The 24,880-nt window shown below is 60.9% G+C and carries 19 protein-coding genes and 2 tRNA genes; 13 read left to right on the forward strand and 8 right to left on the reverse strand.

Translation table 11 applies throughout. From position 1 onward, the window contains the following. Positions 1-143: 143 nt before the first annotated feature. Positions 144-2,909, reverse strand: coding sequence for a vWA domain-containing protein (locus Uis1B_RS03680; protein WP_165782714.1), 2,766 nt, complete (start codon positions 2,907-2,909; stop codon positions 144-146). Between the two features lie 1,185 nt (positions 2,910-4,094). Further along, positions 4,095-4,895 carry an InlB B-repeat-containing protein gene (locus tag Uis1B_RS12305; RefSeq protein WP_165782715.1) on the reverse strand — a complete coding sequence of 267 codons (801 nt, stop codon included), beginning with the start codon at positions 4,893-4,895 and terminating at the stop codon, positions 4,095-4,097. 1,435 nt (positions 4,896-6,330) lie between these two features. Here Uis1B_RS12305 and Uis1B_RS03690 point away from each other — a divergent pair. Then, a complete protein-coding gene (locus tag Uis1B_RS03690) occupies positions 6,331-6,795 on the forward strand; it encodes a hypothetical protein (RefSeq protein ID WP_101615700.1) in 465 nt (154 codons plus the stop codon). A gap of 223 nt (positions 6,796-7,018) precedes the next feature. Beyond that, positions 7,019-7,930 (forward strand): aldo/keto reductase, encoded by a 912-nt coding sequence (locus tag Uis1B_RS03695; protein ID WP_243390244.1) that lies wholly within the window; start codon positions 7,019-7,021, stop codon positions 7,928-7,930. Positions 7,931-8,276: 346 nt separating this feature from the next. Here the strand turns inward: Uis1B_RS03695 and pgi are convergent, their stop codons facing one another. Together pgi and Uis1B_RS03705 are read right to left on the reverse strand one after the other, a co-directional pair. Next, positions 8,277-9,977, reverse strand: a complete 1,701-nt coding sequence (gene pgi / locus Uis1B_RS03700) for a glucose-6-phosphate isomerase (RefSeq protein WP_101615704.1) — start codon at positions 9,975-9,977, stop codon at positions 8,277-8,279. A 304-nt stretch (positions 9,978-10,281) separates the two neighbouring features. Next, a complete protein-coding gene (locus Uis1B_RS03705) occupies positions 10,282-11,406 on the reverse strand; it encodes a mannose-1-phosphate guanylyltransferase (protein WP_101615706.1) in 1,125 nt (374 codons plus the stop codon). Between the two features lie 155 nt (positions 11,407-11,561). On the opposite strand from Uis1B_RS03705, the gene Uis1B_RS03710 reads away from it, so the two are divergent. The 3 genes from Uis1B_RS03710 (at position 11,562) to Uis1B_RS03720 (ending at position 12,986) form a co-directional block, all read left to right on the forward strand. Next, positions 11,562-11,634 (forward strand) — tRNA-Thr (locus Uis1B_RS03710). Between the two features lie 63 nt (positions 11,635-11,697). After that, positions 11,698-11,781, forward strand: a tRNA-Leu gene (locus Uis1B_RS03715). 203 nt (positions 11,782-11,984) lie between these two features. Continuing rightward, complete coding sequence (locus Uis1B_RS03720) at positions 11,985-12,986, forward strand: AEC family transporter (protein ID WP_101615834.1); 1,002 nt, start codon at positions 11,985-11,987, stop codon at positions 12,984-12,986. Positions 12,987-13,009: 23 nt separating this feature from the next. Here Uis1B_RS03720 and rdgB read toward each other — a convergent pair whose 3' ends face one another. Next, positions 13,010-13,684, reverse strand: a complete 675-nt coding sequence (gene rdgB, locus Uis1B_RS03725) for an RdgB/HAM1 family non-canonical purine NTP pyrophosphatase (protein ID WP_101615836.1) — start codon at positions 13,682-13,684, stop codon at positions 13,010-13,012. A 162-nt stretch (positions 13,685-13,846) separates the two neighbouring features. After that, positions 13,847-14,611: a ribonuclease PH gene (rph, locus tag Uis1B_RS03730; protein ID WP_101615708.1), complete on the reverse strand. Its 765-nt coding sequence runs from the start codon at positions 14,609-14,611 to the stop codon at positions 13,847-13,849. 232 nt (positions 14,612-14,843) lie between these two features. On the opposite strand from rph, the gene Uis1B_RS03735 reads away from it, so the two are divergent. Beyond that, entirely contained in the window at positions 14,844-16,187 is a 1,344-nt protein-coding gene (locus tag Uis1B_RS03735) for a nicotinate phosphoribosyltransferase (protein ID WP_101615710.1), read from the forward strand. A gap of 36 nt (positions 16,188-16,223) precedes the next feature. Here the strand turns inward: Uis1B_RS03735 and Uis1B_RS03740 are convergent, their stop codons facing one another. After that, the gene (locus Uis1B_RS03740; RefSeq protein WP_165782722.1) at positions 16,224-16,529 is read right to left on the reverse strand and encodes a DUF3039 domain-containing protein; all 306 of its coding nucleotides are present in this window, start codon (positions 16,527-16,529) and stop codon (positions 16,224-16,226) included. A 246-nt stretch (positions 16,530-16,775) separates the two neighbouring features. Here Uis1B_RS03740 and coaD point away from each other — a divergent pair, with 246 nt between their 5' ends. From coaD to ilvN, 7 genes are all read left to right on the forward strand, one after another. Further along, complete coding sequence (gene coaD / locus Uis1B_RS03745) at positions 16,776-17,267, forward strand: pantetheine-phosphate adenylyltransferase (protein ID WP_101615712.1); 492 nt, start codon at positions 16,776-16,778, stop codon at positions 17,265-17,267. Between the two features lie 10 nt (positions 17,268-17,277). Then, a complete protein-coding gene (locus tag Uis1B_RS03750; RefSeq protein ID WP_243390245.1) occupies positions 17,278-18,459 on the forward strand; it encodes an ATP synthase subunit B family protein in 1,182 nt (393 codons plus the stop codon). 13 nt (positions 18,460-18,472) lie between these two features. Next, entirely contained in the window at positions 18,473-19,084 is a 612-nt protein-coding gene (locus tag Uis1B_RS03755) for a YceD family protein (protein WP_101615714.1), read from the forward strand. Positions 19,085-19,229: 145 nt separating this feature from the next. Beyond that, a complete protein-coding gene (gene rpmF, locus Uis1B_RS03760) occupies positions 19,230-19,424 on the forward strand; it encodes a 50S ribosomal protein L32 (protein ID WP_101615716.1) in 195 nt (64 codons plus the stop codon). Positions 19,425-19,540: 116 nt separating this feature from the next. Beyond that, the gene (rnc, locus tag Uis1B_RS03765) at positions 19,541-20,305 is read left to right on the forward strand and encodes a ribonuclease III (RefSeq protein WP_101615719.1); all 765 of its coding nucleotides are present in this window, start codon (positions 19,541-19,543) and stop codon (positions 20,303-20,305) included. Positions 20,306-20,568: 263 nt separating this feature from the next. Next, positions 20,569-22,506 (forward strand): acetolactate synthase large subunit, encoded by a 1,938-nt coding sequence (locus Uis1B_RS03770; RefSeq protein WP_101615721.1) that lies wholly within the window; start codon positions 20,569-20,571, stop codon positions 22,504-22,506. A 58-nt stretch (positions 22,507-22,564) separates the two neighbouring features. Next, positions 22,565-23,119, forward strand: a complete 555-nt coding sequence (gene ilvN, locus Uis1B_RS03775) for an acetolactate synthase small subunit (RefSeq protein WP_101615723.1) — start codon at positions 22,565-22,567, stop codon at positions 23,117-23,119. Positions 23,120-23,224: 105 nt separating this feature from the next. On the opposite strand, the gene cysS is transcribed toward ilvN, so the two are convergent. After that, positions 23,225-24,826, reverse strand: a complete 1,602-nt coding sequence (gene cysS, locus Uis1B_RS03780; RefSeq protein ID WP_101615725.1) for a cysteine--tRNA ligase — start codon at positions 24,824-24,826, stop codon at positions 23,225-23,227. Positions 24,827-24,880 lie beyond the last annotated feature (54 nt).

A 24,880-nucleotide genomic window follows, 5' to 3' on the forward strand; every position in this document is an offset into this window, starting at 1 on the left:
CCGACATGAAGGGGCGGTCCGGCATGAATCGGGCCGCCCCTTCGAGGCTCAGCGGATCATCGTCACACGATCATCCGCGCATTTTCCTTACCTGTCTTTACTTGCCTGTCTGCACCTTCCTGCCTGTGTCTATCGGCTGACCATCAGTCGGCTCGGCGTCGACGGGCGATGAAGATGACGACACCGGCCACCAGCAGCACGCCGGCAACCGCACCGATCGTCACGATCGCAACGCCGGTGCTCGACAGTCGCTTCGCGTTCCCGTCGGCATTATCGGAAGCATTGGCCTTGGCATTATCACCGGTTTCCGTTCCGGCATTCGCAACGGCAGAGCCATTCGAACCGTTCGCAGCGGTGGAGTGCGAGCCGTTATCGCCATTCGGCGCAACCGGCGTGACACCACCGCCATTCGTTCCGCCGTTGCCGTTCTGGTTGCCATCGCTGCTGGCGATCACGGTCTCATACGAACCGTTGTTATCCTTGTCGACCGCCGCCTTGACGTTGCTGCCGTCATCGGTAACCAGAACCTTCTTGGCCGTGGTGTTCAGCGCAACCGACTTGGTGGTGTCCGCATCGTTCGCGGTGATTTTCGCGTTGGCCAGATTATCACCGGAAACGACATACCCCGCAGTGGTCCTGTCCAAGGACACATTGGAGGAATCCTTGCCGCTCACCGTATAGGTGAACAGCTTCTTCTTGCTGTCGAGCGTGGAGGAAAGCTCATAGGAGCCCTTGCTACCGGTCAGGCTGGCATCGCCATCCTTGGAGAACGTGGCGGATGCCGCCCTGTCGGATTTGACGGATACCAGCGAATCCACGTAATCCAGCGAGTAGTCGTAGTATCCATTGCCGGTCACCGTATACGAGGACTGCTTATCCGGCAATACAAAGTGCGCATCGGATCTGGAAGCTTTATCAGTGCTGGGACGATACGAAGGAATGTCGGAGTATTGTCCACGAAGAATCTTCTCGATCTCCCACGATTGCGCACCTCTATGCAGAGCGGCATAGGCTGCCAGAGTCCGCCAGCCAGCAATAAATTCAGCTTTGACGTTGGCATGCTCTGTATCGATGTCCTTGTCCAGCCACGTTGACGTATTATTGCTGGCAAACACCAAATATCCGCGATGAGCACCCGTTATCTTATCCCATATCGAGAAATCGGATCCCGGCTTGACTCCGAACGAATTGGCATCCTTCTCGAGATCCCGTGTCGTTCCCGGTACGTTGTACTTCCAATCTCCGGTCTGATCATTAATGTACAGATAGATATCCTGCTGATCGGGATGATTGTTGTCGTAGATATGCACACGGCCATTGAAGGTATGCCCATCGATGACTCTATTCTTAAGCGTCTCGTATTTATCGGCTACTACCGCATGAGCGCCACCCTTTGCAGGATCGGAGTATTCGACTCCGAACCCCAAAACAACGGGGGCTCCGCCGGTTTTAACCTGCTGAACCTTGCGCTTGATTTCCGCGACCTGCTGTTTCTGCCCATCAGTGGTATTGCTCTTATCCAAGAACTTCTGCTCCTCACTTTTTACGGGATCTAGGAGCTGCGTGAACCAGTAGTAATTGATGTAGGAATGTACGGATCCTCCCGTTTTTCCTTCCTTCATGTCATGCACGCTTTTCGCACCCTGCTGGCGGGAAACGGGAGACGCCACATTCATCTTGGCCAGAACCGAGGTTACGGCAAAACCAAAGCAACTTCCGCCGGAAGACTTATCGTTTTTCCCGCCGCTGTCCGTACTGAGATTTGCAAGCACCTCTTCGGTCGACGTGGAATCAAGACCGTGCAGCAGCGCTTCACGATCACTGTCGGTCAAAGCGTATCCACGAGGCTCAACGTAGTTTTCAAACGCCCACGTATCCTTCGAAAAATCAAGCTCGTTGTTCTTCACGCCCTGCTGAAGGATGATCTTCCCCTGCTTGGAGATACTCGCCATATTATGTCCTTCGGCGGTAACTTCAAATACGGCGCTGACGCCTGCAGAACCTTCAACCTGCGGCACGACCTTATCCCAAGTGACGACTCGGTACTTCTTGGCGTCAATCGTTCCGATGGTTTTCTTCGAGTTCCCCGTAATGGCAAGATTCTTATCCGTTGACAATGAAGCGGTGACATCCGATACCGCATTGTTGTTCGGATTGGTGATCTTCGCCGTGATTTCGTAGAATGTCTCTTTAGTCGGATATGTTTGCTGCCACTTCTTGGTTGATAATTCGATCGTCAGAGGATTAAGAATCACATTGACGATTTCGATGAATTTCTGGATCAGCGCATCGAGGTCGTTGGCTTCGAAGTAGCCCTTGTTCTGGATCGACTTCATGAAGGTGCTGGCGGAATTGTCCTGATATGGGTAGAAACCGACCGAGTACATGTTGTAATCCGCGAACATGGACTTGGCCTGATCCGTGGAGGACGTCGAATCGTTCGGCCAGCCGTCGGACATGGTGACGATGCTGCGCGCGTACTTCGTCGAGGCGGTGTCCTTGAAGTTCTTCAGCACCTCGTCGGCCTTCTGGAGTCCCGCCGTCACGTTCGTACCGGAGTCGGCGAACAGATTCTTATCCGCAAAGTTATCCAACGTGTTCTTATCGTTGGTGAAATCCTGAACGGTGGCGTCATCGCTGAAGGCGATCAGCGAAATCTGGCTCTGCGGATCCTTACTCAGAATCTTGTCCACGAACTGTTTCGTCGCGGTCTTCAACCGTTCGATCGGCTCACCGTACATGCTGCCCGAATTATCCAGCACCAACACGATGGCGTTATGGGTCGACTGCGATGCCGCAGTTATGGTTCCTCCTGCGGCGACTGCCGACGATGCGCCGAAGCCAACAATCATGGCGACGGTGAGCATTGCAGACAGAATCCCAGCGAATACGCTTCGCAAGCGTTTCATGATTCTCTCCTCTCGGAACCGATCCGGTCGAGACCCAAACCCCTTCTCAATCGGCATTCGGGGATCGCGCCCAATCATTGCGCCCCCTCCATATCCATTATGGAGGGGGCGCTGTACAAGCGGCAGCTTCCGATCGGAGATTAATCCAAAATTAACTTGGGGCCGCAGAGAACAGCAAGAACCGATATCTTTCGGCGAGAAACCGACGATGGTGGATCAGGAGATGTGGAGGGAGTGAGAGATACGGAGGGAGTGAAGACAGTGCGGGAAGAGGGGAGTTGGAGATTGAGGACAGTGGCAGCGCTCAGATGATCTGCGGGATTGTGCAGCAAGATATGCAGGAGGTTGAAAGACAGGAAGGCCGAAAGATCGGAAGTCAAGGATGCGATCGGCAAGAAGACAAGAGCCACAAGAGATCACGAGCCAATATGGCTCCGCGAGAATCACCGAACGATCTGACTGAACCAAGGCGATGGACTAAGGCGAGTTTTGAGTGAAATGTGCCTTAATCCATTCAGATCGAACCTGTACGAACTCCAAAACCGCATGATTCCAAGGTTTTTGAAATCTCGGGTATCGAATTCCGATGGACTAAGGCGCAGATCAGGATTTACACACCCTAGTCCATCGTCCATCCAGCCTAGGCATTCATGGAATCAAGCGCGGATTACGTCACCGGGTACAGGTTGCGTCACAGAGTACAGGCTGCGTCACCGGGCACACCCACACCCGGTGACGCAACCCCACAATCCCTATAATTTCAACGATCCCGAACCGTCGTCACCGGGCACACCCATACCCGGTGACGGTAGGTATGCCCAGTGACGGCGGCTATGTCCGGTCACGAACCGCAGACGGGCACAAACGAGCTTCCCCCTAGGCTGAACCCGTCAAGGAAACGGCAGAGTCGTTTCCAGGGTTCAGGCTCGCCGACAGGCGAGCGGACAGAACACAGGCGAAAGACCGACCGATGCTACCGAGAAGCTGTCGAGTGAAACGAGACTGATGATGTGGATCGAACAACACACCCGACACGTTCTAGTCGAGCCTTGCCCGCAACCCCTCATCAGTCAGCCTGACGGCTGCCAGCCCCCCCCAGGGGGAAGCCAAGAAGACCAGCTCACAGGCGTACAACACGAAGTGCGCAATCAGGCTTCCCCTACGAGGGGAAGCCAGGAAACTAACTCACAGCGACTTCCACGCGACGCCCTCGCCGCGCCAGCCCGCCTTCACCACCGCACGGTACTCGCCGTAGCTCGTCGTGTACACATGCTCGCCGGAATTACGGTTGTACAGACGGTACACCGGCCTGCCGTTCGAGGGCGCGTACCAGGCGACGCCCTCGTTCCTCCAGCCGAGGCGCACCAGCATGTCGTGCTCCCGCTTGTTCAGCGTCCAGTTGTGGTTGCCGGAACGCCTGTTGTACTCGCGGTACACCGGACGGGCGCCGGGCGTGCCCCTGCCCACGGTGACGAACGACGCGCCCCGGCTCTCGTCACGCCAACCCAGACGAACCAGCATGTTCCGCTCCGCGGCGCTGGTCGTGTAGTGGTGCAGGCCGGAGTTGCGGTTGTACACGCGGTACACCGGCACCCGCTTCACGGTAGGCTGCGTCGGCTTCGTCGGCGTCGCGTTCCTCGTCCACCGGGCGGTCAGCGTGATGTTCGCCGTCACGCCGCGGTTGAAGTCCCACTTCGCGTTGCCGTAGTACCAGCCCGCAAACGTGTAGCCCGAACGCGTCGGATTCGCCGGCTGCCTGACCTTGCCGCCGTTGGCCACCCTCTGCGACGCCACCGCGGAACCGCCGTTGGAGTTGAACACCACGGTACGGTACGCCGGAGCGGGCGCGCCCTTCATCGTGAAGCTCACGCTGGCGTGCAGCGTGCCCGAGGCTCCGGCCGCGTAGTCGTACGACACCACCGCACCCGGCTTCGCGCCGGCCACGGGCGCGATCACACCCGCACGCGAGATCGTGCCGCCCTTCACATTCGACACCTTCGACAGGTCGAACCACGGAATCAACCGCTTCAAGTTCAATGAACGCCCATCCACCGGATAAGCACGCTGACCACCCACCGTGACTGCGTGATGGTTATGAGATTCCTGATAGGCAAGCATACGATTGCCGCTCAGATCTGTGTCAAGCCACTCCAATTGGGTACGAGATGCATCCAACGCGTATAGCTGGCTTCCTCGAACATTCAAAGAATCCAATTTCGGATTATGAGACACATCCAAAGAAGAAATCTGGGTATTCCTCGCATCCAGCAATGTCATCTTTGGATTATGCGATATATCCAACGCAACCAAAGGATTGTCGCCAACCCGTAGATACGATAGCTCAGGATTATGTGACAAATCCAAGGACGACAAACGATTCTCTGACGCTTGCATGCCAGAAAGTTTCGAGTTATGAGATACATCCAAGGAGGATAGGCGATTACCATCAACAAGCAAATAGTCAAGGTGAGAATTATGAGATATATCTAAGGAAGACAAATGATTCCCACTGACCGTCAATCGTTCAATCTTCGGATTACGAGACACGTCCAAAGACGACAAACGATTATCATCAACAGTCAATTCTTTAAGCAGGGGATTACGAGACACATCAAGCGTCGTCAGCCGATTCCCCTCCAGATATAGTTCCTGCAATTGAGGATTGTGCGATACATCCAAAGAAGCCAATCTCTTGCCTTTAACGTATAGAGTTTCACCAGTAATCTGAAGAGACTGCAACATTGGATTATGCGACACATCTACAGAGTTCAATTGCGTACCGTCTAGATTGAGATACGTTAGCTTGTGATTGTGTGACACATCCAAAAAAGCTAACTGAGTACCGCCATCAGTCGAATTAGCAGAACTTTGCAAAACGGAAAGGTTCGGAAACCATTCGATGCCTTTGGATGATTTAACAAAAGAATCAAAATTTATCTCAGTGACGGCATTTCTTTCAGCAAAGCTAAGGACACCGTCCCAGTTTTTATCATAGCTACCATTTGACAACAGGTAGCGAAATTCTGCATCCGGGAAGTTCTTGGCGTTGATGGCGACGTCACCGGTGGCAGCGGAGGCATCCCCGGAAGCCTCAGCCGCGTTGGCCACGGCCCCCATCGGCAGCAGCATGGCGATCGAGGCGATCATCCCTATGCCGATTTTCCATAATCTACCCGAGCGTACAGGTTTCCTTGAGATCATCATTGAACCTCCCTTTCGGAATCATCCTTTCAACCTCTCATACTGCCACTCGATTCCGACAAGCATACCCCCTAAATCAACATCCCATACACGCAAAAAGCATACCTTTCAGAGGAAAAGACGATGACGTCAGCCAATAATCAGCGAACACAATCACACTGGGAATCCAACACTATACAACCTCTGATTTTCGGCATACCGAAAATATGGAGATACAGCAGTGGTAGATTACATCGCACGAGAAAAACTGATGTCCACCTTGATGAGTCTTCGCGATGCGCCCGAAATCCAAGACATGCCGGACTGGGAACAGGTCGTACGGCGAATGCCGCACCCGCAATGCAAGTACTATCCAGTCGACAACGGATTCCGCAATCTCGCCAACGGCTTCAACGGATCGGATCGTGCTCACCCTCGACCGGTTCAGCAAATGCCGCCGAGAAGCCGGCAACCGAAGGGCTCGCCTGTCGGCTCGTATTCCAACCAGCACCTCGCCCGACGCCCCTCATCAGTCGGCTACGCCGACAGCCCCCCCCAAGGGGGAAGCCCAGAAAACTGGCGCACAACGACTTCCACACCGGGCGAGAAGCCAATCACCGCACCCCATGATTCCACTCCCCTGTCAATCAGCAACATTCCCTTTCCGACCACACCGCTTCACCCTGACCACACCGCTTCACCCTGACCACACCATTTCACCCTGACCACACCATTTCACCCCGATCAGCACTGCTCCATCCAGTTCAGCATGCCACCTCCTCCCAATCAGCACCGCCTCCGAGCAGACCAATCCTGATCAGTACCGTCTCATCCCCGATCGGCACGGGTTCCATCTCGCGGACCGAGTTTGATGACCATACCCCCAAACGACCTATCATCGGTACGAAAATCAGGGGAGGATGGGCATCATGATTCGGGAAACCGCGCAGATTCGTAACACCGTGCAGGGCACCATGGAAGACACTGCACAGGACACCGTGCTGCTACCCGACGGCACGTCGATGCCCCGATTCGGCATGGGGACATGGCATCTGGCGGAGGGACGACGACCGCAGTCGCAGGAGCTCAACGCGCTGCGAGCCGGCCTCGATGCCGGGATCACACTGATCGACACCGCCGAGATGTACGCCGACGGGAAGGCCGAATCGCTGGTCGGCCGGGCCATCAAGAACCACGACCGTTCGCGGCTGTTCCTCGTGTCCAAGGTGTATCCGCATAACGCCGGGCGTCGGCATCTGCGGCAAAGTCTGGAGGCGTCGCTTTCCCGGCTCGGCACGGATTATCTCGACATGTATCTACTGCACTGGCGGGGTTCGATCCCACTGTCCGAAACCGTCGAATGCATGGAACAGGCGAAATCGGACGGACTGATCCGCAATTGGGGAGTTTCGAACTTCGATACCGCGGACATGCAGGAGCTGTTCGCCACGGATGGGGGTGATGCCTGCGCAGTGAATCAGGATCTGTATCATCTCGGCTCGCGCGGCGTGGAATATGATCTGCTGCCGTGGATGGACGCCCACCGGATGCCGATGATGGCATACTGTCCGCTGGCTCAAGCCGGTACGCTGCGAAGCGGGTTGACCTCCTCGCCGGTTGTGCGCAGTATCGCCGCCGCGCATGACGCCGATCCGATACAGATACTGCTCGCATTCGTGCTGCGCCGAGACGATATGATCGCCATTCCATGCACGGGCAGCGCGGAGCATCTGCGCAGCAATCTCCGGGCGCGCAGCATCACGTTCAGCGACGACGAGATCACCGCGCTCGACCGGGCGTTCCCCGCGCCAACGGAGAAGGAACCGCTCGACATGCAGTGACGGACAGCGGATAAGGCGAGCTTCGTTCTCACCTCATCCGGCCGATTTCATCGGCCACCTTCCCCTCAAGGGGAAGGTCACAGACATTTGGCTTCCCCAGTGGGGGAAGCTGTCGGCATTAGCCGACTGATGAGGGGCATCTGACCACTGTTGCGGTTGAAAGCGGCCGCATCCCACCAGCTCGTCTGTCGGCTCGCCTGAGCCCTGGAAGGTCATAGGGGAAACAAAAACGCAGGGGCGGCGATCCCTCACGATGAGGAGATCGCCGCCCGTGAAAACCGATGGTCACGGTTCCGATCACGGACCGATTAGGCCAAAACCCGATCACAGCCCGATCGACATCCGATCAGAACTCGCGCTTCTCGCGGTAGAACTTGATCAGAGCCTGAGTGGAGGCATCCTGATCGGCGAGGGCCTTGTCGTCCTGAGACAGGGCCGGGGTGATCTGCTTGGCCAACTGCTTGCCGAGCTCCACGCCCCACTGATCGTAGGAGTCCAGACCCCACACGGTGCCCTCGACGAGGGTGATGTGCTCGTACAGGGCGATCAGCTCACCGAGCGAGAACGGGGTGAGGGCCACGCCGAAGATCGAGGTGGTCGGACGGTTGCCCTTGAACACGCGGGCCGGGACGATCTCCTCCGGGGTTCCTTCGGCGCGCACTTCATCGGCGGTCTTGCCGAAGGCGAGGGCCTTGGTCTGGGCGAGGTAGTTGCCGAGGAACAGCTCGTGCACGTCCTGATCGCCGTCCTTCACCGGGTTCGGGGTGTTGGCAAAGGCGATGAAGTCGGCCGGGATGAGCTGGGTGCCCTGGTGGATCAGCTGGTAGAAGGCGTGCTGGCCGTTGGTGCCGGGCTCACCCCAGAAGATCTCGCCGGTTTCGGTGGTGACGGGGGTGCCGTCCCAGCGCACGGACTTGCCGTTGGATTCCATGGTGAGCTGCTGCAGGTAGGCCGGGAAGCGGTGCAGGTACTGGTCGTAGGGCAGCACGGCGTGGGAAGCGGCCTTGAAGAAGTTGCGGTACCACACGTTGAGCAGGCCGAGCAGGGCGACGACGTTCTTCTCGAACGGGGTGTTGGCGAAGTATTCGTCGATCTCGTGGAAGCCGTGCAGGAACTCCTCGAAGCGGGCCGGTCCGAACACCACGGCGAGCGAGGTGCCGACGGCGGAATCGACGGAGTAGCGGCCGCCGACCCAGTTCCAGAAGCCGAAGGCGTTGGACGGGTCGATGCCGAACTCCTCGACCTTCTCCAGGTTGGTGGAGACGGCCACGAAGTGCTTCTTGATGGCTTCGGCCTTCTGGGCCTCGTCGCCGTCGGAGATCGCGCCGGAGGCGACGAGCTCCTCAAGCAGCCAGGTGCGGGCCTCGCGGGCGTTGGTCAGGGTTTCGAGGGTGGTGAAGGTCTTGGAGACGATGATGAACAGCGTGGTCTCCGGGTCGAGGCCCTTGGTCTTCTCGGCCAGATCGTTCGGGTCGATGTTGGAGATGTAGCGGGCGGAGATGCCGGCGTCGGCGTAGGGCTTCAGGGCTTCGTAGGCCATGACGGGACCCAGGTCGGAGCCGCCGATGCCGATGTTGACCACGGTTTCGATCTTGCGGCCGGTGATGCCGGTCCACTTGCCGGAGCGCACGTCGTCGGCGAAGGCGTAGATGCGCCCGAGGGTCTCGCGCACGTCCTTGACCACGTCCTGACCGTCGACGATGTACTTGCCCTCATCCTCCTCCGGGCGACGCAGCGCGGTGTGCAGCACGGCGCGATCCTCGGTGTTGTTGATGTGCACGCCGGTGTACTGCTGCTTGATGCGCTCGTCCAGCTTCACGTCCTTGGCGAGGTTGGCGAGCAGTTCGATGGTTTCGGGCTTGATGAGGTTCTTGGAAAGGTCGAAGTGCAGGTCGCCGGCCTCGAAGCTCAGCTTCTCCACACGCTCGGGATCCTCGGCGAACCACTTCTTGAGGTCGACGCCTTCAGCCTGAAGAGCGTCGTAGTGCTTCTGCAGCTCGGCCCAGGCGGGAGTCTGGGTGGCGTCGATAGGAGGATTAATGGCCATTGAACGGTCCTTTCATCATTTGAAAGCGGCGGGCGTATACGCACCACCTTGTTCCGAATCTCACGATACTGTGCTCGGCGGACAGAGTTATTCGCACAAAAATGTTGGTATTTGTGCGTTAGAACGTGCAATAATTTAGGGTTATCGTCGACGCCCTCCGTTCGGAATCCGTTAAGATCCCGTTACCGTTCGCAACACCAAAACGACACCGATTCGACCGGTCAGGCGCCAAGACGACCGACCAAACGGCGATCCGACGCGGACACGCCGAACGACCGCCGAACAGTAGTCAAACGACCGCAGGTCACAGCACCGCATCCTCACCCCGTGTCGCCAGCGCGGCCACCATGCGCTTGACCTCCTGACTGCGCGCCCGCGGCGCGACCAGCAGCGCGTCGGGCGTATCGATCACCACCAGATCGTCGGCGCCGAGCATGGCCACCATACGGCCCGATTCGGGTGCGATCACGTTGCCCGCGGAATCCAGACACAGTACCTTCCCGGCGTCCCCGATGATCTTGTTGTTGAACGCGTCGGCACTGGGAATCAGCGCCGCCACGGAATTGAAATCACCGATATCGTCCCAACCGAACCCGCCGGGGACCATCGCCACTCCCCCCTTGGCAGACAACGGTTCCGCCACCGCATAGTCGAACGCTATTTTTTCGACCCCCGGCCAGATCCGCTCCATCGCCTCATCGCGAACCTCGACCGGACCGTCCCACACCGATGCGATTTCGGTTACCGCAGCATGAATCTCCGGCTTCAGCTGCTTGAGCAGATCCAGCAATACCCCCGTCTTCATCACGAACATGCCGGCGTTCCACCGGTATTCGCCTGTATCCAGATAAGCGGCGGCCGTGGCCGCGTCCGGTTTTTCCACGAACGCCTTCACCACGCGGGCGTGAGGGGCGCCCGGCGCCCGATCGGCCAAGGACTCGCCCTGACGGATATAGCCGAACGCGGTGGACGGACGGGTTGCCGCGATGCCGATCGTGGTCACGTAGCCGACCCGTGCGGCCGCAACCGCCTCGCGGACGCAGTCGCCGAAGGTCTCGTCGTCGCGGATCACATGATCGGCGGCGAACGATCCGATCACGCAATCGCGGCCGTACCGGTTAGCCAGAATCGCGGCGGGCAGGGCGATCGCGGCGGTGGAGTCGCGCCCCACCGGTTCGCAGAACAGATTACGGCCGTCAAGATCCGGCAGCTGCGCGCGCACGGCCGCCTCATGCGCCACGCCGGTGATCACGGAAACGTGATCCGCACCGGCTATGGCGGCCAGACGATCAAATGTGGACTGGATCATCGTACGGCCGGATCCGAGAAAGTCATAGAGAAACTTCGGCCTGTTCCGACGGCTGATCGGCCACAGACGGGACCCCGCCCCGCCGGCCGGAATAAGCGCATGGAAATCGTCGTTCGTCATACGCCCATTGTTCCACGGCCTACGTCACCGCACGGCACGCGCCCCGCCGATCGACGGTCAACCCGGCGAGCGTGACGCGCCGATCGGCTTCGATTAGACAAAATCGGAATTCGACCCTAGAATATTCTTTCTGTGTGCTCTTGCACCAACAATTTGCCACTTTAGCTCAGTCGGTAGAGCGGCTCACTCGTAATGAGCAGGTCGACAGTTCGATTCTGTCAAGTGGCTCCGCACCCTAGGCCCCAACGCCTAGGGTTTTGCATATATGCAAGCATGTGCAATGTGCAGTAAGCGCGAGTGGCGGAATTGGTAGACGCGCAGGATTTAGGTTCCTGTGTCTTTGACGTGTGGGTTCGAGTCCCATCTCGCGCACCATGGTTCATGCAGCCGCCGATGTTCCGCGCACATGTTCTCCGTGAAACATCCCGGCACTCCGATGGCCCGCCCACACCAACGCCATACCTACCCGACTTCGCACCGATCCCCTACAAAAACCCTACGCATCGCCAACACCAGCATCATCCGCCAACACCATCCACAACACCGAGAGAATCGCAGGAACCGAAATGCCGTCAGCCATGTCGTCGTTGATCCATCCGATCACTCTGCTGCTCATCATCTTCGTCGGATACGGATTCAAACGCTTCCATATCTTCGGCGACAATGACTATCGCGTTCTGCAGCGCGTGGTGTTCAACCTCACGCTTCCCGCGGCGATCATCGTGTCGTTCCTCAACAATTCGCATGATCTGAGCCTGCTGTGGGTCACGCTGTTCGGATTCGTCTGCGGCATGATCCCGATTCCGATCCTGTATTTCGCCAGCCGTCGCAGGCCGGTGAGCGAACGGGCGTTCCTGATGCTCAACGGCGCCGGATTCAACATCGGCAACTTCTGCTTCCCGGTGATGCAGGGCATGCTCGGTTCGGCCTCCCTGGTGCCCGGCGCGATGTTCGACATGGGCAACTGCGTGGTGGTGTCCGCCGGCAGCAATCTGCTCACCCTTCGACTGCTGCACATCCAACCCGGCAAAACACTCAAGGAACAGGGGGCCGGCGACGCTCCGGTGCTGCCGAAAATCACCCCGAAAGACAAGGATGCCCGACGCCTCGCCCGCATCGCCGCCATCAAGAACATTCTCAAAGGCTTCTTCACCTCGGTGCCGTTCGACTGCTATCTGCTGATGATCGTGCTCATGCTCACCGGCGTCACCCTGCCCGGCGTGGTCTCCACGGTACTGGAGCCGTTCGCCAACGCCAACGGCTTCTGCTCGATGCTGATGGTGGGCATGCTCATGGATCTTCCCGCCGGACGAAACGACGTGAAGCAGGTGCTGCGCGTACTGGCATGGAGGCTGCCGTTCGCGGCCCTGTTCGCCGCATTCGCCTGGTTCGTGCTGCCGTTCGACGCGAGCATCCGCAAGGCCGTGGTGATGCTGTGCTTCGCTCCCACCGCCATCTTCGCCACGCTGTTCTCCGACAAGGTGCTCGGCAATGCGCGCATGGCGGGATTCTGCCTGTCGGTCACGGCGATCCTCGGCATGATCGCCCTCACCGCGATCAACTTCCTGATCCCGGCCTGAAGATAACTAGCCGGATCAGTCGATCAGTCGGCGTCCAACACCATGGTGCGGATCAGCGGAACCAGACGCTTCAGAGCCTTGGAACGATGGGAGATCGCGTTCTTCTCATCGGACGTCATCTCGGCGCTGGTCAGCGTCACGCCCGCCTCGACCGCACGGGCGGGCTGCTCCTCAGGCACGAAGATCGGATCGTAGCCGAATCCATGTTCACCCTTCGGGGCACGGTTGATCATGCCCTTCATATCGCCCAGCTGCACGGTTTCGTTGTGAATCTCGTACGGTGCCGCACTCTGACCGGATTCGGGCACCACCAGCGCGGCTGCGCAACGGAACCGGGCATTGCGGTTCCGGTCGGGAATATCCTCGATCTGGGCGAGCAGCAGCTCGTAATTGGCCACATCGTCGCCGTGACGGCCCGCCCAGCGTGCGGAAAGAATGCCTGGGGCCGAGCCGAGCACATCCACGATCAGACCGGAATCGTCGGCCACTGCCGGCAGACCGGTTCGACGAACCACGTCGCGGGCCTTGAGCAGCGCGTTCTGCTCGAAGCTCACGCCGGTCTCCACGGGATCGGGCAGACCAAGCGAACCGGCCGACACCAGCTCGATGCGATCCGCATCCGCGCCGAGATCCTCAGCGAGAATACGGCGGATCTCGACCAGCTTGCCTTCGTTATGGGTGGCAACCACCAGCTTCACGACGTCGCTCATAACCATCCTTCTCACTCGGTCGTTCTCACTCGGTCGGTCGGTTGATCCGCCGACCCCACAGCGGCGCAGACCGCGCACCGCATTCCATTATGGCAGATCGGCCACCACGGCAAATCAGCCGCAGTGGATCGACGGAAATACGAAAGACGGTCAGGCCTCCTGAAGCGCCTGACGCTGCACGGCCTGCAGCTCCTTGTTGCCCTTTTCGGCCAAGTCGAGCAGCACGCCCAGCTCCTTGCGGGTGAACGGACGATGCTCGGCGGTGCCCTGAATCTCGATGAACTCGCCGGCGCCGGTCATGGCCACATTCATGTCGGTCATGGCCTGGCTGTCCTCCACGTACGGCAGATCCAGCATCGGCTTGCCGTTGATCACGCCGACGGAGACGGCCGACACCTGATCCTTGATGACCTGACGGTTCGCACGGATCATCTTGTGCTTCTTGGCCCAGTCGACCGCATCGGCGAGCGCCACATACGCTCCGGTGATGGATGCGGTTCGGGTGCCGCCGTCGGCCTGCAGCACATCGCAGTCGATCTGGATCTGGTTCTCGCCCAGCGCCTTCATGTCGACCACGCCGCGCAGGCATCGGCCGATCAGACGGCTGATCTCGTGGGTGCGGCCGCCGATCTTGCCGCGCACGGATTCACGGTCGGTGCGCTCGGCGGTGGCGCGCGGCAGCATCGAATATTCGGCGGTCACCCAGCCGAGACCGGAGTCCTTGCGCCAGCGGGGCACGCCCTGGCTGAACGTGGCGGTGCACATCACGCGGGTGTTGCCGCAGCAGATGAGCACGGAACCTTCGGGAACGTCGGTGAAGTGGCGGGTGATCGTGACCGGACGCAGTTCGTCCACGTCACGCCCGTCGGGACGAATCGTCGTATCGGCGTCAAGCATGTCTTTAATCTGCACCATCGTTGTCAAAACCTTCCCAATCGCAGTCGCGGCGCATCGCCTACGAGCCATACGCCCCATGTTCTTACGCACGGTATCCGTCTTTGCCGACAATACGCCGATCATGATCTCATCGCGGCAGCACCTGCTTGAGGATATGGATTATCCGCCGGAACCGCCTAAACTGGCTCCCTAAGAGCGCGAGAGCGCACGGAGTGATACGACGCGACGTGAAGGAGCCGTGACGAACGATATGACGAACGATTTCTCGCCGGCCATGATGACCGATATGTACGAGTACACGATGCTGGACGCGGCCATGCAGGACGGCACCGCGGACCGTCGCTGCGTGTTCGAGGTGTTCACCCGTCATCTGCCGGCCGGACGCCGATACGGCATCGCCGCAGGACTGGGACGCATTCTGGAGATGCTGCAGGATTTCCGGCCGAGCGAATCGGATCTGAGGTTCCTGCGGGATCGCCATGTGGTGAGCGAGCGGACCGCGAAATGGCTGGAGGACTTCCGGTTCTCGGGCACGATCCGCGCCTATCCGGAGGGTGAGGCGTTCTTCGCGAACTCACCGATCCTGCAGGTGGAGGGCACGTTCGGCGAGTGCACGCTGCTGGAGACGCTGATCCTCTCCGTGCTCAACTACGATTCGGCCATCGCCTCGGCGGCCTCGCGCATGACCAGCGCCGCGGGCGACCGTCCGTGCATGGATATGGGCGGCCGCCGCACCAACGAGAGCGCGGCCGTGGCTGCGGCCCGCGCGGCCATCGTGGGTGGTTTCGCCGGCACCGCGAATCTTGCGGCCGCGAAGAAGTACGATCTGGTGTGCATCGGCACCGCGGCGCACGCCTTCACCCTGCTGCACGACGATGAGCGCGACGCCTTCGTCTCCCAGATCAACGCGCTCGGCCCGGGGACCACGCTGCTCACCGACACGTACAACATCGAGCAGGCGATCACCACCGCCGTGGAGGTTGCCGGCCCGCAGCTGGGCGGCATCCGCATCGATTCGGGCGATCTGGCGTCGTTGGCCCAGAAGGCCCGCAAGCAACTGGATTCGCTGGGCGCCACGAACACGAAGATCACCGTGACCAACGATCTGGACGAATACGCGCTGGCCGCGCTGGCCACCGCCCCCGTGGACTCCTACGGCGTGGGCACGATGCTGGTCACCGGATCCGGTCATCCCACCTGCGCGATGGTATACAAGCTCACCGAACGTGAGGGCGCGGACGGCGAAATGCACGGCGTGGCCAAGAAATCGTTCGGCAAGAGCACCGACGGCTGGCGCAAGCGGGCGCTGCGCTGCTACCAGTACGGACTCGCGCAGGGAGAACTGGTGGTGTGCGGTTCCGCGGAGAAGCTCGCCGCCTACGAGCCCGATCACGACGTCTACGGCGACACCAAGGATCTGCTCATCACCGCGGTGGATCATGGCGACGTCGATGAGTCACTCACCGGCCATGAAGCGCTGCTGGCGGCCCGGGACCGCCATCGCCGGGCGCTGGACGAGCTGCCGGTCACCGCGCTGTCGCTCAGCCAGGGCGAGCAGGCGATCCCCACCGAGGTCATCACGCTGAACCGATGACGACGCCGAACCGATGACGGGCCGCCGCCCGGACTGCTACCGCATTTCGTCGTAGATGCGCTTGCAATCCGGGCAGACCGGGTAGTCGGAGGGGTTGTGCTTCGGCACCCACACCTTGCCGCACAGCGCCACCACCGGCCGGCCCGTCAGACGGGATTCGGCCATCCGCTCCTTGGAGACGTAGTGGGCGAAACGATCGGCATCGCCGTCGTCGCTCTTCTTCGTCTCGGTTTTGGTCTCGGTGCGTTCCAGCACCGCGGTGCCGGTACCGGAATCCGGATCGGACAGCGGAGCATCGAACAGTCCGTCGGACATTCCGTCGAGCATGGTCATATCGGACATGGTCATCACGATCTCTTTCCTTGCGTATCTGATACCTATCTGCGCTGCTGCGTTTCTGCACATCCGCGCGTCGATCATCCGAACCATACGCAGCGCCGGGTGATCGGTCAATCCACGTTCATCATAAAGCGGAATATGGAACGGTATGCGCTCCCGGCACGCTTCGCGCGGCTGAAAACCGGCGTATGACGAACAAACACGACAACGACGGCCGGATACGCCATGACTCACGGTAGGCTGGGACGCATGACAATTGCAGTTTGCCCCGGCTCGTTCGACCCGGTGACCTCCGGCCACATCGATGTCATCGAACGATGCGCCCATCTATTCGAACAAGTCCACGTAGTGGTGGCGATCAACGCCAACAAGCGCCCGATGTTCAGCGCACGGCAGCGCGTGGAGATGATCCGTACCGTTCTGCACGACGACGGATACGAGAACATTCTGGTCGACAGCACCGAAGGACTGATCACCGACTATTGCGCTAAGGTGGGAGCCAAAGTCATCGTCAAGGGTCTGCGCCAGAACGGTGATTACGAGGCCGAACTGGGCATGGCGCTGGTGAACAAGCAGCTGGGCGGCGTGGAGACGATGTTCCTGCCGGCGAATCCGCTGAAGGAGCATATCTCCAGCACGATCGTGAAGGACGTGGCCCGTCACGGCGGAGACGTCACCGGACTCGTGCCCCGTTCCGTGGCCCCTCTGCTCATCGAGGCGCTGAAGAACGAGAAGAGGTAGGTAGATAGGTATGAACGACTTCAGGGGTCATGGCCCCGACGATGGAGCCGCCGACGATACCGGCGATTCCGTCGTCGCCCGTCAGATGAACGGCAGGGATGAGGCGATCGTGGATCTGGACGATTCCACGCATCTCACCTCGCTCGCCGCCCGTCAGGTTCCGACCGCACGGACGGCGCCCGCTGAAGCCGCAACATCCATCAACGCCGGCGCCAATGCCGGAGTCAATATCGGAGGCAATGCCAACGATCGGTATGCCGCTCGGTATGCCAACGATCCGTATGCCAACGATCGGCATGCCGGCGATCCGTCGGTCGCACGGCCGAGGCTTGACCTGCCGGGACTCGACAATCTGCCCGATCTGCCCGGACTGGGCAGAGGCTCGGCCGGCTCGGTTGGCTCGGCCGGCTCGGTTGGCTCGGCCGGCTCGGCCGGCTCGGTTGCCGATCTCGATGATTCCACGCAGCAGCGCACTCCATCGGCACGCCCTGTCTCGCCGCAGTCCGCTGTACCGCAGTCCGCTGTGCCGCAATCCGCCTCGGCTTCGACCAATCCCGGTTCGGCCAATCGAAATTCGACCGTGCAGCTGCCGCGGAACATCCAGGCGTTTCTGGAGGACGACGAGGACGAGGATCTCGCCACCAAAAACCAGTTCACCACCGTATTCGACGTGCTCAACCAGATGGAGACGCTGGTGGAGGATTCGAAGTCGAGCTTCTTCTCCGGCGGTCAGGTGAGAGTGGACCGCGAGCAGCTCACCGGTCTGATCGAAGAGCTGAAAGGCAAGCTGCCGGTGCAGCTGGAACGGGCCTCCGCGCTGATGCGCGAATCCGAACGCCGGCTGGAGAACGCGCAGTCGCAGGCCAACGCGATCGTCGCTTCGGCGCAGAGCCGTGCAGCCACCATCGTGCGCGAGGCCAACGAACAGGCACAGTTTCTGGCGGGTCAGGAGAACGTGATCTCCATCGCCACCGAACGCGCCCGCAACATTCTCGATACCGCGCAGACCAAAGCCGACCGGCTCACGCAGGGTGCCGACCAGTATTCGGCAAGCGTGCTCAACGAGCTGCTCAACCAGCTCGACAAGGCGACGCACGGCGTGCAGAGCGGCCTCGATGTGCTGGCGGAACGTCAGCGTCAGGCGGCGCAGCAGATGCCTCATCTGAACGAAGACGACTACCCTCGGCAGTAGAACAGGAGCAGAAATGAACGATATTCGACCGGAAGAGTCTCCGTGGGCGGTTTCCGTGGCGCAGATCGCCACCCGCCCGGGGCAGAGCAAGGAACTGGACTCCGACTTCCCCGTGCCCAGCGGCATCGGCGATGAGGTGTTCAACGTGCGCAAGGGCGAACCTGTGCATGTGAGCGGCTCGATCGATTCGATCGTGGACGGGCTGATTCTCAACGTCACGATCAGCGCCCCCTACGTCGGCGAATGCTCCCGATGCCTCAAGGAGCTGTCCGGAGAGCTCAACGTGCCGGTCACCGCGTTCTTCCCCTACTCGCAGGACGAGCACGACCGTCGTCACGGCAATCACGACGACGAGGAAGTGGAGATCATCGCCGGTGAGGAGGAAGGCGGAGACACCTATCCGCTTGCCGGCAACAACATGTTCATGGATCTTGAAGCCCTGCTGCGCGACAATCTGGTGGAGGCCATGCCGATGCAGCCGCTGTGCCGGCCGGACTGCCGAGGACTGTGCCCACAGTGCGGCGTCGATCTCAACGAGAATCCCGACCATGAGCACGAAACCACCGACATCAGGTGGAGCGCCCTGGAAGCACTGAAGCAGCAGCTGGAAAACGAGCAACAGTAGGCTCGGCAGCCATACCGATTCAGGACTGTCAGCGGTACGGTCAGCAATACGGACCGGCTCGGTTTGGCAAAACCCGCGAAGTGCGCTAAAATACCGAAGGCTTAAGCTCAATAACAACTTTCGATCGAAATAGAGGGTCCGAAAAATGGCACTGCCCAAGTACAAGACGTCGCGCGCCAATACGCACACGCGCCGTTCCGCCTGGAAGACTACCGCCGCTCAGACCGCGGTTTGCCCGAACTGCGGTGAGCCCGTGCTCGCGCACCAGGCTTGCCCGAGCTGCGGCTCCTACCGCGGCCGCACCTACCGCGCTGCGATCAAGTCTTCCTTCACCAAGTGAGACTGAACGTCAGATAGTCAAAGACCTCGCCATCGACGGGTGGCGGGGTCTTTTCATATTCCACCCCTATTCCACATCGCACTCATCACACGCACTCATTACACTAGGAAGACATTATGGCCAATAAGCATCACAAGTCGAATCCCGTCGTCCTGCCCGAAGGTCTTGATCCGGACACCGCACCAGCCGACCTCATCGAAGCTCTGGGCGCACCGATCAGTCCCGATCTGCTGATCCACGCGCTCACCCACCGTTCGTTCTCGCACGAGCACCCCGGCATGCCCAACTATGAGCGTCTGGAGTTCCTCGGCGACGCGGTGCTGGAACTGGTGACCACCGAAACGCTGTTCACCCGCCACCCCGACTTCTCCGAAGGCCAGATGGCGAAGATGCGGGCCAAGGCCGTTTCCGAGGAATCCCTTTCGGCGATCGCCAGAACGAAGCTCAATCTGGGGCAGTACGTGCTGCTCGGGCACGGCGAATCCGAAAGCGGCGGGGCCGACAAGGATTCGATCCTATGCGATCTGGTGGAGTCGCTGATCGGCGCGGTGTTCGTGCAGCACGGCATCGAAGGAGCCCGCAAGGTGGTGCACCGGCTGATCGACGAGACCCTCGCCGAAGTGACGAAGGCGGGACCCGCACTCGACTGGAAGACCTCGCTCGCCGTCAAGGCCCACGAGCTGCACATCCCCGAACCGCGCTATCAGATGGAGGTGCAGGGGCCGGAATACCAGCTGGAATTCACCGCCCATGTGATGGCCGTGCTGCACAAGGGCGCGGAGGAGACCGAAATCGCCTCCGCCACCGGCACCTCGAAACGCAAGGCGCAGCTGGCCGCGGCCGAGAAGGCATGGCATGCGCTCGACGAACAACGCCACTGACGCTCGGTGATTCGCAGCCGCTCCAAGCACGGCGAATCACCGCAGACGAAACAGGCCCGGAACAGGCATGCAGGTGGCGAAAACAACGCTGCTCCGCCTATACTGGGCCACATTGAGCGCCGCCGACGCCACAAGCCAGCAGCGCGTTCCCCGTCGGTCCGAATAGCGTATACCCCGCGCATTGATGACCGGACCGGATATATTCTGTTTCCATTACGTACAACCACGCATGCCGCAGGGCATGCCGAGGATGAGAGGAAGATATGGCTACGCCCACACCTCTGCAGGCATTCAGTGCAGTTCCCAAGGCTCCCGTCGAGAAGCTGTCGGCAGACAAGCGCATCGTCAACGGAGAGAAGATGAGCGGCGCCCAGGCGGTCGTCCGCACGCTGGAGGATCTGGGCGTCGAGGATGTCTTCGGTCTGCCCGGCGGGGCGATCCTGCCGGTGTACGACGCCATCAACGATGACACCAAGTTCCGGTTCGTGCTGGTGCGCCACGAGCAGGCGGCCGGTCACGCGGCCGAAGGCTACGCCATCTCCACCGGCAAGGTGGGCGTATGCATCGTCACGTCCGGCCCCGGTGCCACCAACGTGGTCACCGCCATCGCCGACGCCAACATGGACTCCGTGCCCATGGTCGTGATCACCGGTCAGGTGGGCGTGAACGCCATCGGCACCGACGCCTTCCAGGAGGCGGACATCGTCGGAATCACCTACCCCGTGGTCAAGCATTCGTATCTGGTCACCCGCGCGCAGGACATCCCCCGCGTGCTCGCCGAGGCGTACCACATCGCCGGCACCGGCCGTCCCGGCCCGGTGGTGGTGGATCTCACCAAAACCGCTCAGACCGAGGATCTGTTCTACTCCTGGCCGCAGCGGCTGATCCTGCCCGGCTACAATCCGACCGTCAAGGCCCACGGGCGCGTACTGTCCAACGCCGCGAAGCTGTTCAGCCAGTCATACCGCCCGGTGCTGTATGTGGGCGGCGGCGCCGTGCGTTCCAAGGCCGGCGATCTGGTCAAGACCCTTTCGGAAGTCACCGATGCGCCGATCGTGACCACGCTGCCCGCCCGCGGCATCGTGCCGGAGTCGGATGACCATGTGCTCGGCATGCTTGGCATGCACGGCACGATCGCGGCCACCGGCGCCGTGCAGCAGTGCGATCTGCTCGTGGCGATCGGCGCCCGCTTCGACGACCGTGTGACTGGGTCGCTGCCGGACTTCGCCCCCAGCGCCCGCGTGATCCACATCGACATCGACCCGGCCGAAATCGGCAAGAACCGTCAGGCCGACGTGCCGATCGTCGGCGACGTGGCCACCGTGCTCACCGATCTGATCGCCGAAATCCACCGTTCGCAGGCCATCAACGGCAAGCCCGATCTGAGCGCATGGTGGGATCAGATCAACGAATGGCTGGACAAGTACCCGATGACCTACGACCAGTCCCCCGACGGCACGCTCGCCCCGCAGTGGGTGGTTCAGGAGCTGAGCCGTCAGGCCGACCCGAACACGATCTGGGTCACCGGTGTGGGCCAGCATCAGATGTGGGCCGCGCAGTTCATCGACTTCCACCGGCCGAACGCCTGGATCTCCTCCGGCGGCCTCGGCACCATGGGCTACGGCCTGCCTGCGGCCATGGGCGCTGAGGTCGGCGCCCAGCGTGAGAACGAGCAACAGCCCACCCCGGTGTGGCTGATCGACGGCGACGGCAGCTTCCAGATGCTGTCCGAGGAGCTGGCCGCCTGCTTCTTCAACCGACTGCCGGTGAAGATCGCGATTCTGAACAACTCGGTGTACGGCATGGTTCGCCAGTGGCAGACGCTGTTCTACAAGAACCACTATTCGGCCACCAACCTGATGGACGGCGAGGCTCGCGAAGGCGACGTGATCGGAACGAACGCGAAGGCCGGCGAGATCATGGACGTGCCGGACTTCGTGAAGCTGGCCGAAGCCTATGGCTGCGTGGGCATGCGGGCCTTCACCGAGGACGAGGCCGTCGAATGCATTCGCAAGGCCAATGAGATCAACGACCGACCGGTGCTGATCGACTTCCGCGTGTGGAAGGACGCCATGGTGTGGCCGATGGTCGCCGCGGGCGCTTCGAACAGCGACGTGACGTACAAGCCGGGTATTCAGCCGCTTAAGGGCAGGACCCCCGTGGACGGCGTCGACAATGCCGGCGACAGCCAGACCGCGTGAGCGCGGCCGCTGGTCGCATGATTCGTGATTGGTAGCAAGGAAGATTTGAGGTAAGCAAATGGCAAACTATCCCGCTTCTCAGCCCGGTGCCTCGCGCCACACCCTTTCGGTGCTGGTGGAGAACCGTCCCGGCGTGCTGGCCCGCATCGCCGGACTGTTCGCCCGCCGTGCGTTCAACATCAACTCGCTGTCCGTCTCCCCCACCGAACGTCCGGACATCTCCCGCGTGACGGTGACCGCCGAGGTGGACACTATTCCGCTGGAGCAGATCATCAAGCAGCTCAACAAGCTGCTGCATGTGCTCAAGATCGTGGAGCTTGATCCGGAGGAAACGGTGGATCGCGAGCTGGTGCTGGTGAAGGTCGCCGCGGATTCGAAGACCCGTTCCGACGTGCTGGAGATCGTGCAGACGTTCCGCGTGCGCGTGGTGGACATGCACCCCGAGTCGCTGGTGATCGAAGCCACCGGCTCCGAGGCCAAGCTCAATTCGCTGCTGGCTCTGCTGGCCGATTATGGCATCATCGAGCTGGTGCGTTCCGGCTCCGTGGCGGTGAGCCGCGGCCCGAAGGCGCTGAGCGAGAAGGTCGTCGGCTCCGAGATTAAGGGCCGATAGAGGTTTACCTGCAAATACAGCCTCACAACTCGACTGCAAACCGCCCGATATGGGCGTAATTCACGGTTTTCGGTCGAGTTGTGAGGCTTTGTTTTTTCGAGACCCCTACTTCAGGCTCCACACCGAGCCGCTCGGGCCGTCCTCGATGGCGATGCCGGCCTCGGTGAGCGCGTCACGGATCGCGTCGGCCTTGGCGAAGTCGCGGTTCCGGCGGGCCTCGGCGCGGGCTTCGAGCTGTTCGGAGATCAGGGCGTCCAGCACCTCATGCTCCTTCGACCCCTCCCCGTTCCCGTCGCCGGAGGACGCCCACTGCGGGGCGAGCGGATCCAGGCCGAGCGTGTCGAGCATCGACCGCACCGACACGAGCACGGCACGCACCTCGGCCTGCGCCGCCTTGGAATCGGCGGCATCGTCCAGACGACTCAGCAGGGTGTTGCCGTTACGCACCGCGGTGAAGATCGCAGCAGTGGCACCGGCCACATTCACGTCGTCGTTCATGGCCTTGACGAAGTCCTGCGGCAGATCGACGGCCGGCACCGACGCGATCTCGTCCCATGCCGGCTGTTCGCCGATGGCCGCACCGGCCCGCTCGATGAAATTGCTCACCCGGTCGTACGCGGACTGCGCCTCGGCAAGCGTCTGGTCGCTCCATTCGAGCATCGAACGATACTGCACGCTGGCCAATGCGTAGCGCACCACCCATGCCGAATGCTCGGCCAGCACCGCCGGCACGGACAGCCCGTTGCCCAGCGACTTGCTCATCTTCTCGCCCTTGGCGGTCACCCATGCGGAATGCATCCACAGGTTCGCCGAGGGGAATCCGGCGGCGCGGGTCTGAGCCATCTCATTCTCATGGTGCGGGAATCGAAGATCGAGTCCGCCGCCATGGATGTCGAAACCGTTGCCGAGATACCGGTGGATCATGGCCGAGCATTCGATATGCCAGCCGGGGCGGCCCACGCCGAACGGGGTGGACCAGCGGGCGTCCTCGGGGTCGGTGTCCTTGGGGGCCTTCCACAGGGCGAAGTCGCGCGGATCATGCTTGTCGGGCGAGGCGTCGGCCGGATCGACCGGATTGTACTTGTCCGCACCCGTCTCATCCACGCTCGGCCCCATGCGATCGGTCACCTCGGAGGCCGCGTCGGATTCGATGCCCTCGCCCTGCTTCTGATGGGTGAGCTCGCCGTAGTGGGGCCAGCTCGGCACGTCGAAGTACACGTTGCCGGTGGGGTTGCCGTCGGCGTCGGTGACCACGTAGCCGTGGCCGTTGTCGACGATGCGCTGGATCAGCTCGACCATGTCGAGGATGTGGCCGGTGGCTCGGGGCTCCACGGTGGGAGGCAGCACGCCCAGCGTCTCATAGGCGGCGGTGAACTCGCGCTCATAGATGTAGGCACGCTCCCACCAGCGCTGACCGGCCGCAGCGGCCTTGTCGAGGATCTTGTCGTCGATGTCGGTCACATTGCGCACGAAGGTGACCTTGTACCCCAGCCTGAGCATCCAGCGACGCACCACGTCGAATGCCACGGCCGCGCGGATGTGCCCCACATGCGGCGAGCTCTGCACGGTGGCGCCGCACACATAGATGCCCACCCTGCCGGGCTTCAGCGGAACGAACGGAGTGATGCGATGGGTGGCGGTGTTGTACAGGTGGAGGCCTTTCGCCACGGAATCGCTGAAATCAAGCGGTTTTGGGGTATCTGTCATACTGACGAGCGTACTTTTGCAATACGACAAAGCGCAAGGGCTCGCCTATGCATT

The organism is Bifidobacterium margollesii, from assembly GCF_002860355.1.
In the GTDB taxonomy this organism is placed as follows: Bacteria; Actinomycetota; Actinomycetes; order Actinomycetales; family Bifidobacteriaceae; genus Galliscardovia; species Galliscardovia margollesii.

Bases quoted from the DNA above. Each gene is read 5' to 3' on its own strand.
- rnc (WP_101615719.1), top strand. From the start codon at position 19,541: ATGGCCAATAAGCATCACAAGTCGAATCCCGTCGTCCTGCCCGAAGGT.
- rph (WP_101615708.1), bottom strand. From the start codon at position 14,611: ATGGTGCAGATTAAAGACATGCTTGACGCCGATACGACGATTCGTCCC.
- Uis1B_RS03755 (WP_101615714.1), top strand. From the start codon at position 18,473: ATGAACGATATTCGACCGGAAGAGTCTCCGTGGGCGGTTTCCGTGGCG.
- coaD (WP_101615712.1), top strand. From the start codon at position 16,776: ATGACAATTGCAGTTTGCCCCGGCTCGTTCGACCCGGTGACCTCCGGC.
- Uis1B_RS03695 (WP_243390244.1), top strand. From the start codon at position 7,019: ATGATTCGGGAAACCGCGCAGATTCGTAACACCGTGCAGGGCACCATG.
- rpmF (WP_101615716.1), top strand. From the start codon at position 19,230: ATGGCACTGCCCAAGTACAAGACGTCGCGCGCCAATACGCACACGCGC.
- Uis1B_RS03740 (WP_165782722.1), bottom strand. From the start codon at position 16,529: ATGTCCGATATGACCATGCTCGACGGAATGTCCGACGGACTGTTCGAT.
- Uis1B_RS03720 (WP_101615834.1), top strand. From the start codon at position 11,985: ATGTCGTCGTTGATCCATCCGATCACTCTGCTGCTCATCATCTTCGTC.
- Uis1B_RS03705 (WP_101615706.1), bottom strand. From the start codon at position 11,406: ATGACGAACGACGATTTCCATGCGCTTATTCCGGCCGGCGGGGCGGGG.
- Uis1B_RS03735 (WP_101615710.1), top strand. From the start codon at position 14,844: ATGACGAACGATTTCTCGCCGGCCATGATGACCGATATGTACGAGTAC.
- Uis1B_RS03680 (WP_165782714.1), bottom strand. From the start codon at position 2,909: ATGAAACGCTTGCGAAGCGTATTCGCTGGGATTCTGTCTGCAATGCTC.
- cysS (WP_101615725.1), bottom strand. From the start codon at position 24,826: ATGACAGATACCCCAAAACCGCTTGATTTCAGCGATTCCGTGGCGAAA.
- pgi (WP_101615704.1), bottom strand. From the start codon at position 9,977: ATGGCCATTAATCCTCCTATCGACGCCACCCAGACTCCCGCCTGGGCC.
- Uis1B_RS03750 (WP_243390245.1), top strand. From the start codon at position 17,278: ATGAACGACTTCAGGGGTCATGGCCCCGACGATGGAGCCGCCGACGAT.
- Uis1B_RS03770 (WP_101615721.1), top strand. From the start codon at position 20,569: ATGGCTACGCCCACACCTCTGCAGGCATTCAGTGCAGTTCCCAAGGCT.
- ilvN (WP_101615723.1), top strand. From the start codon at position 22,565: ATGGCAAACTATCCCGCTTCTCAGCCCGGTGCCTCGCGCCACACCCTT.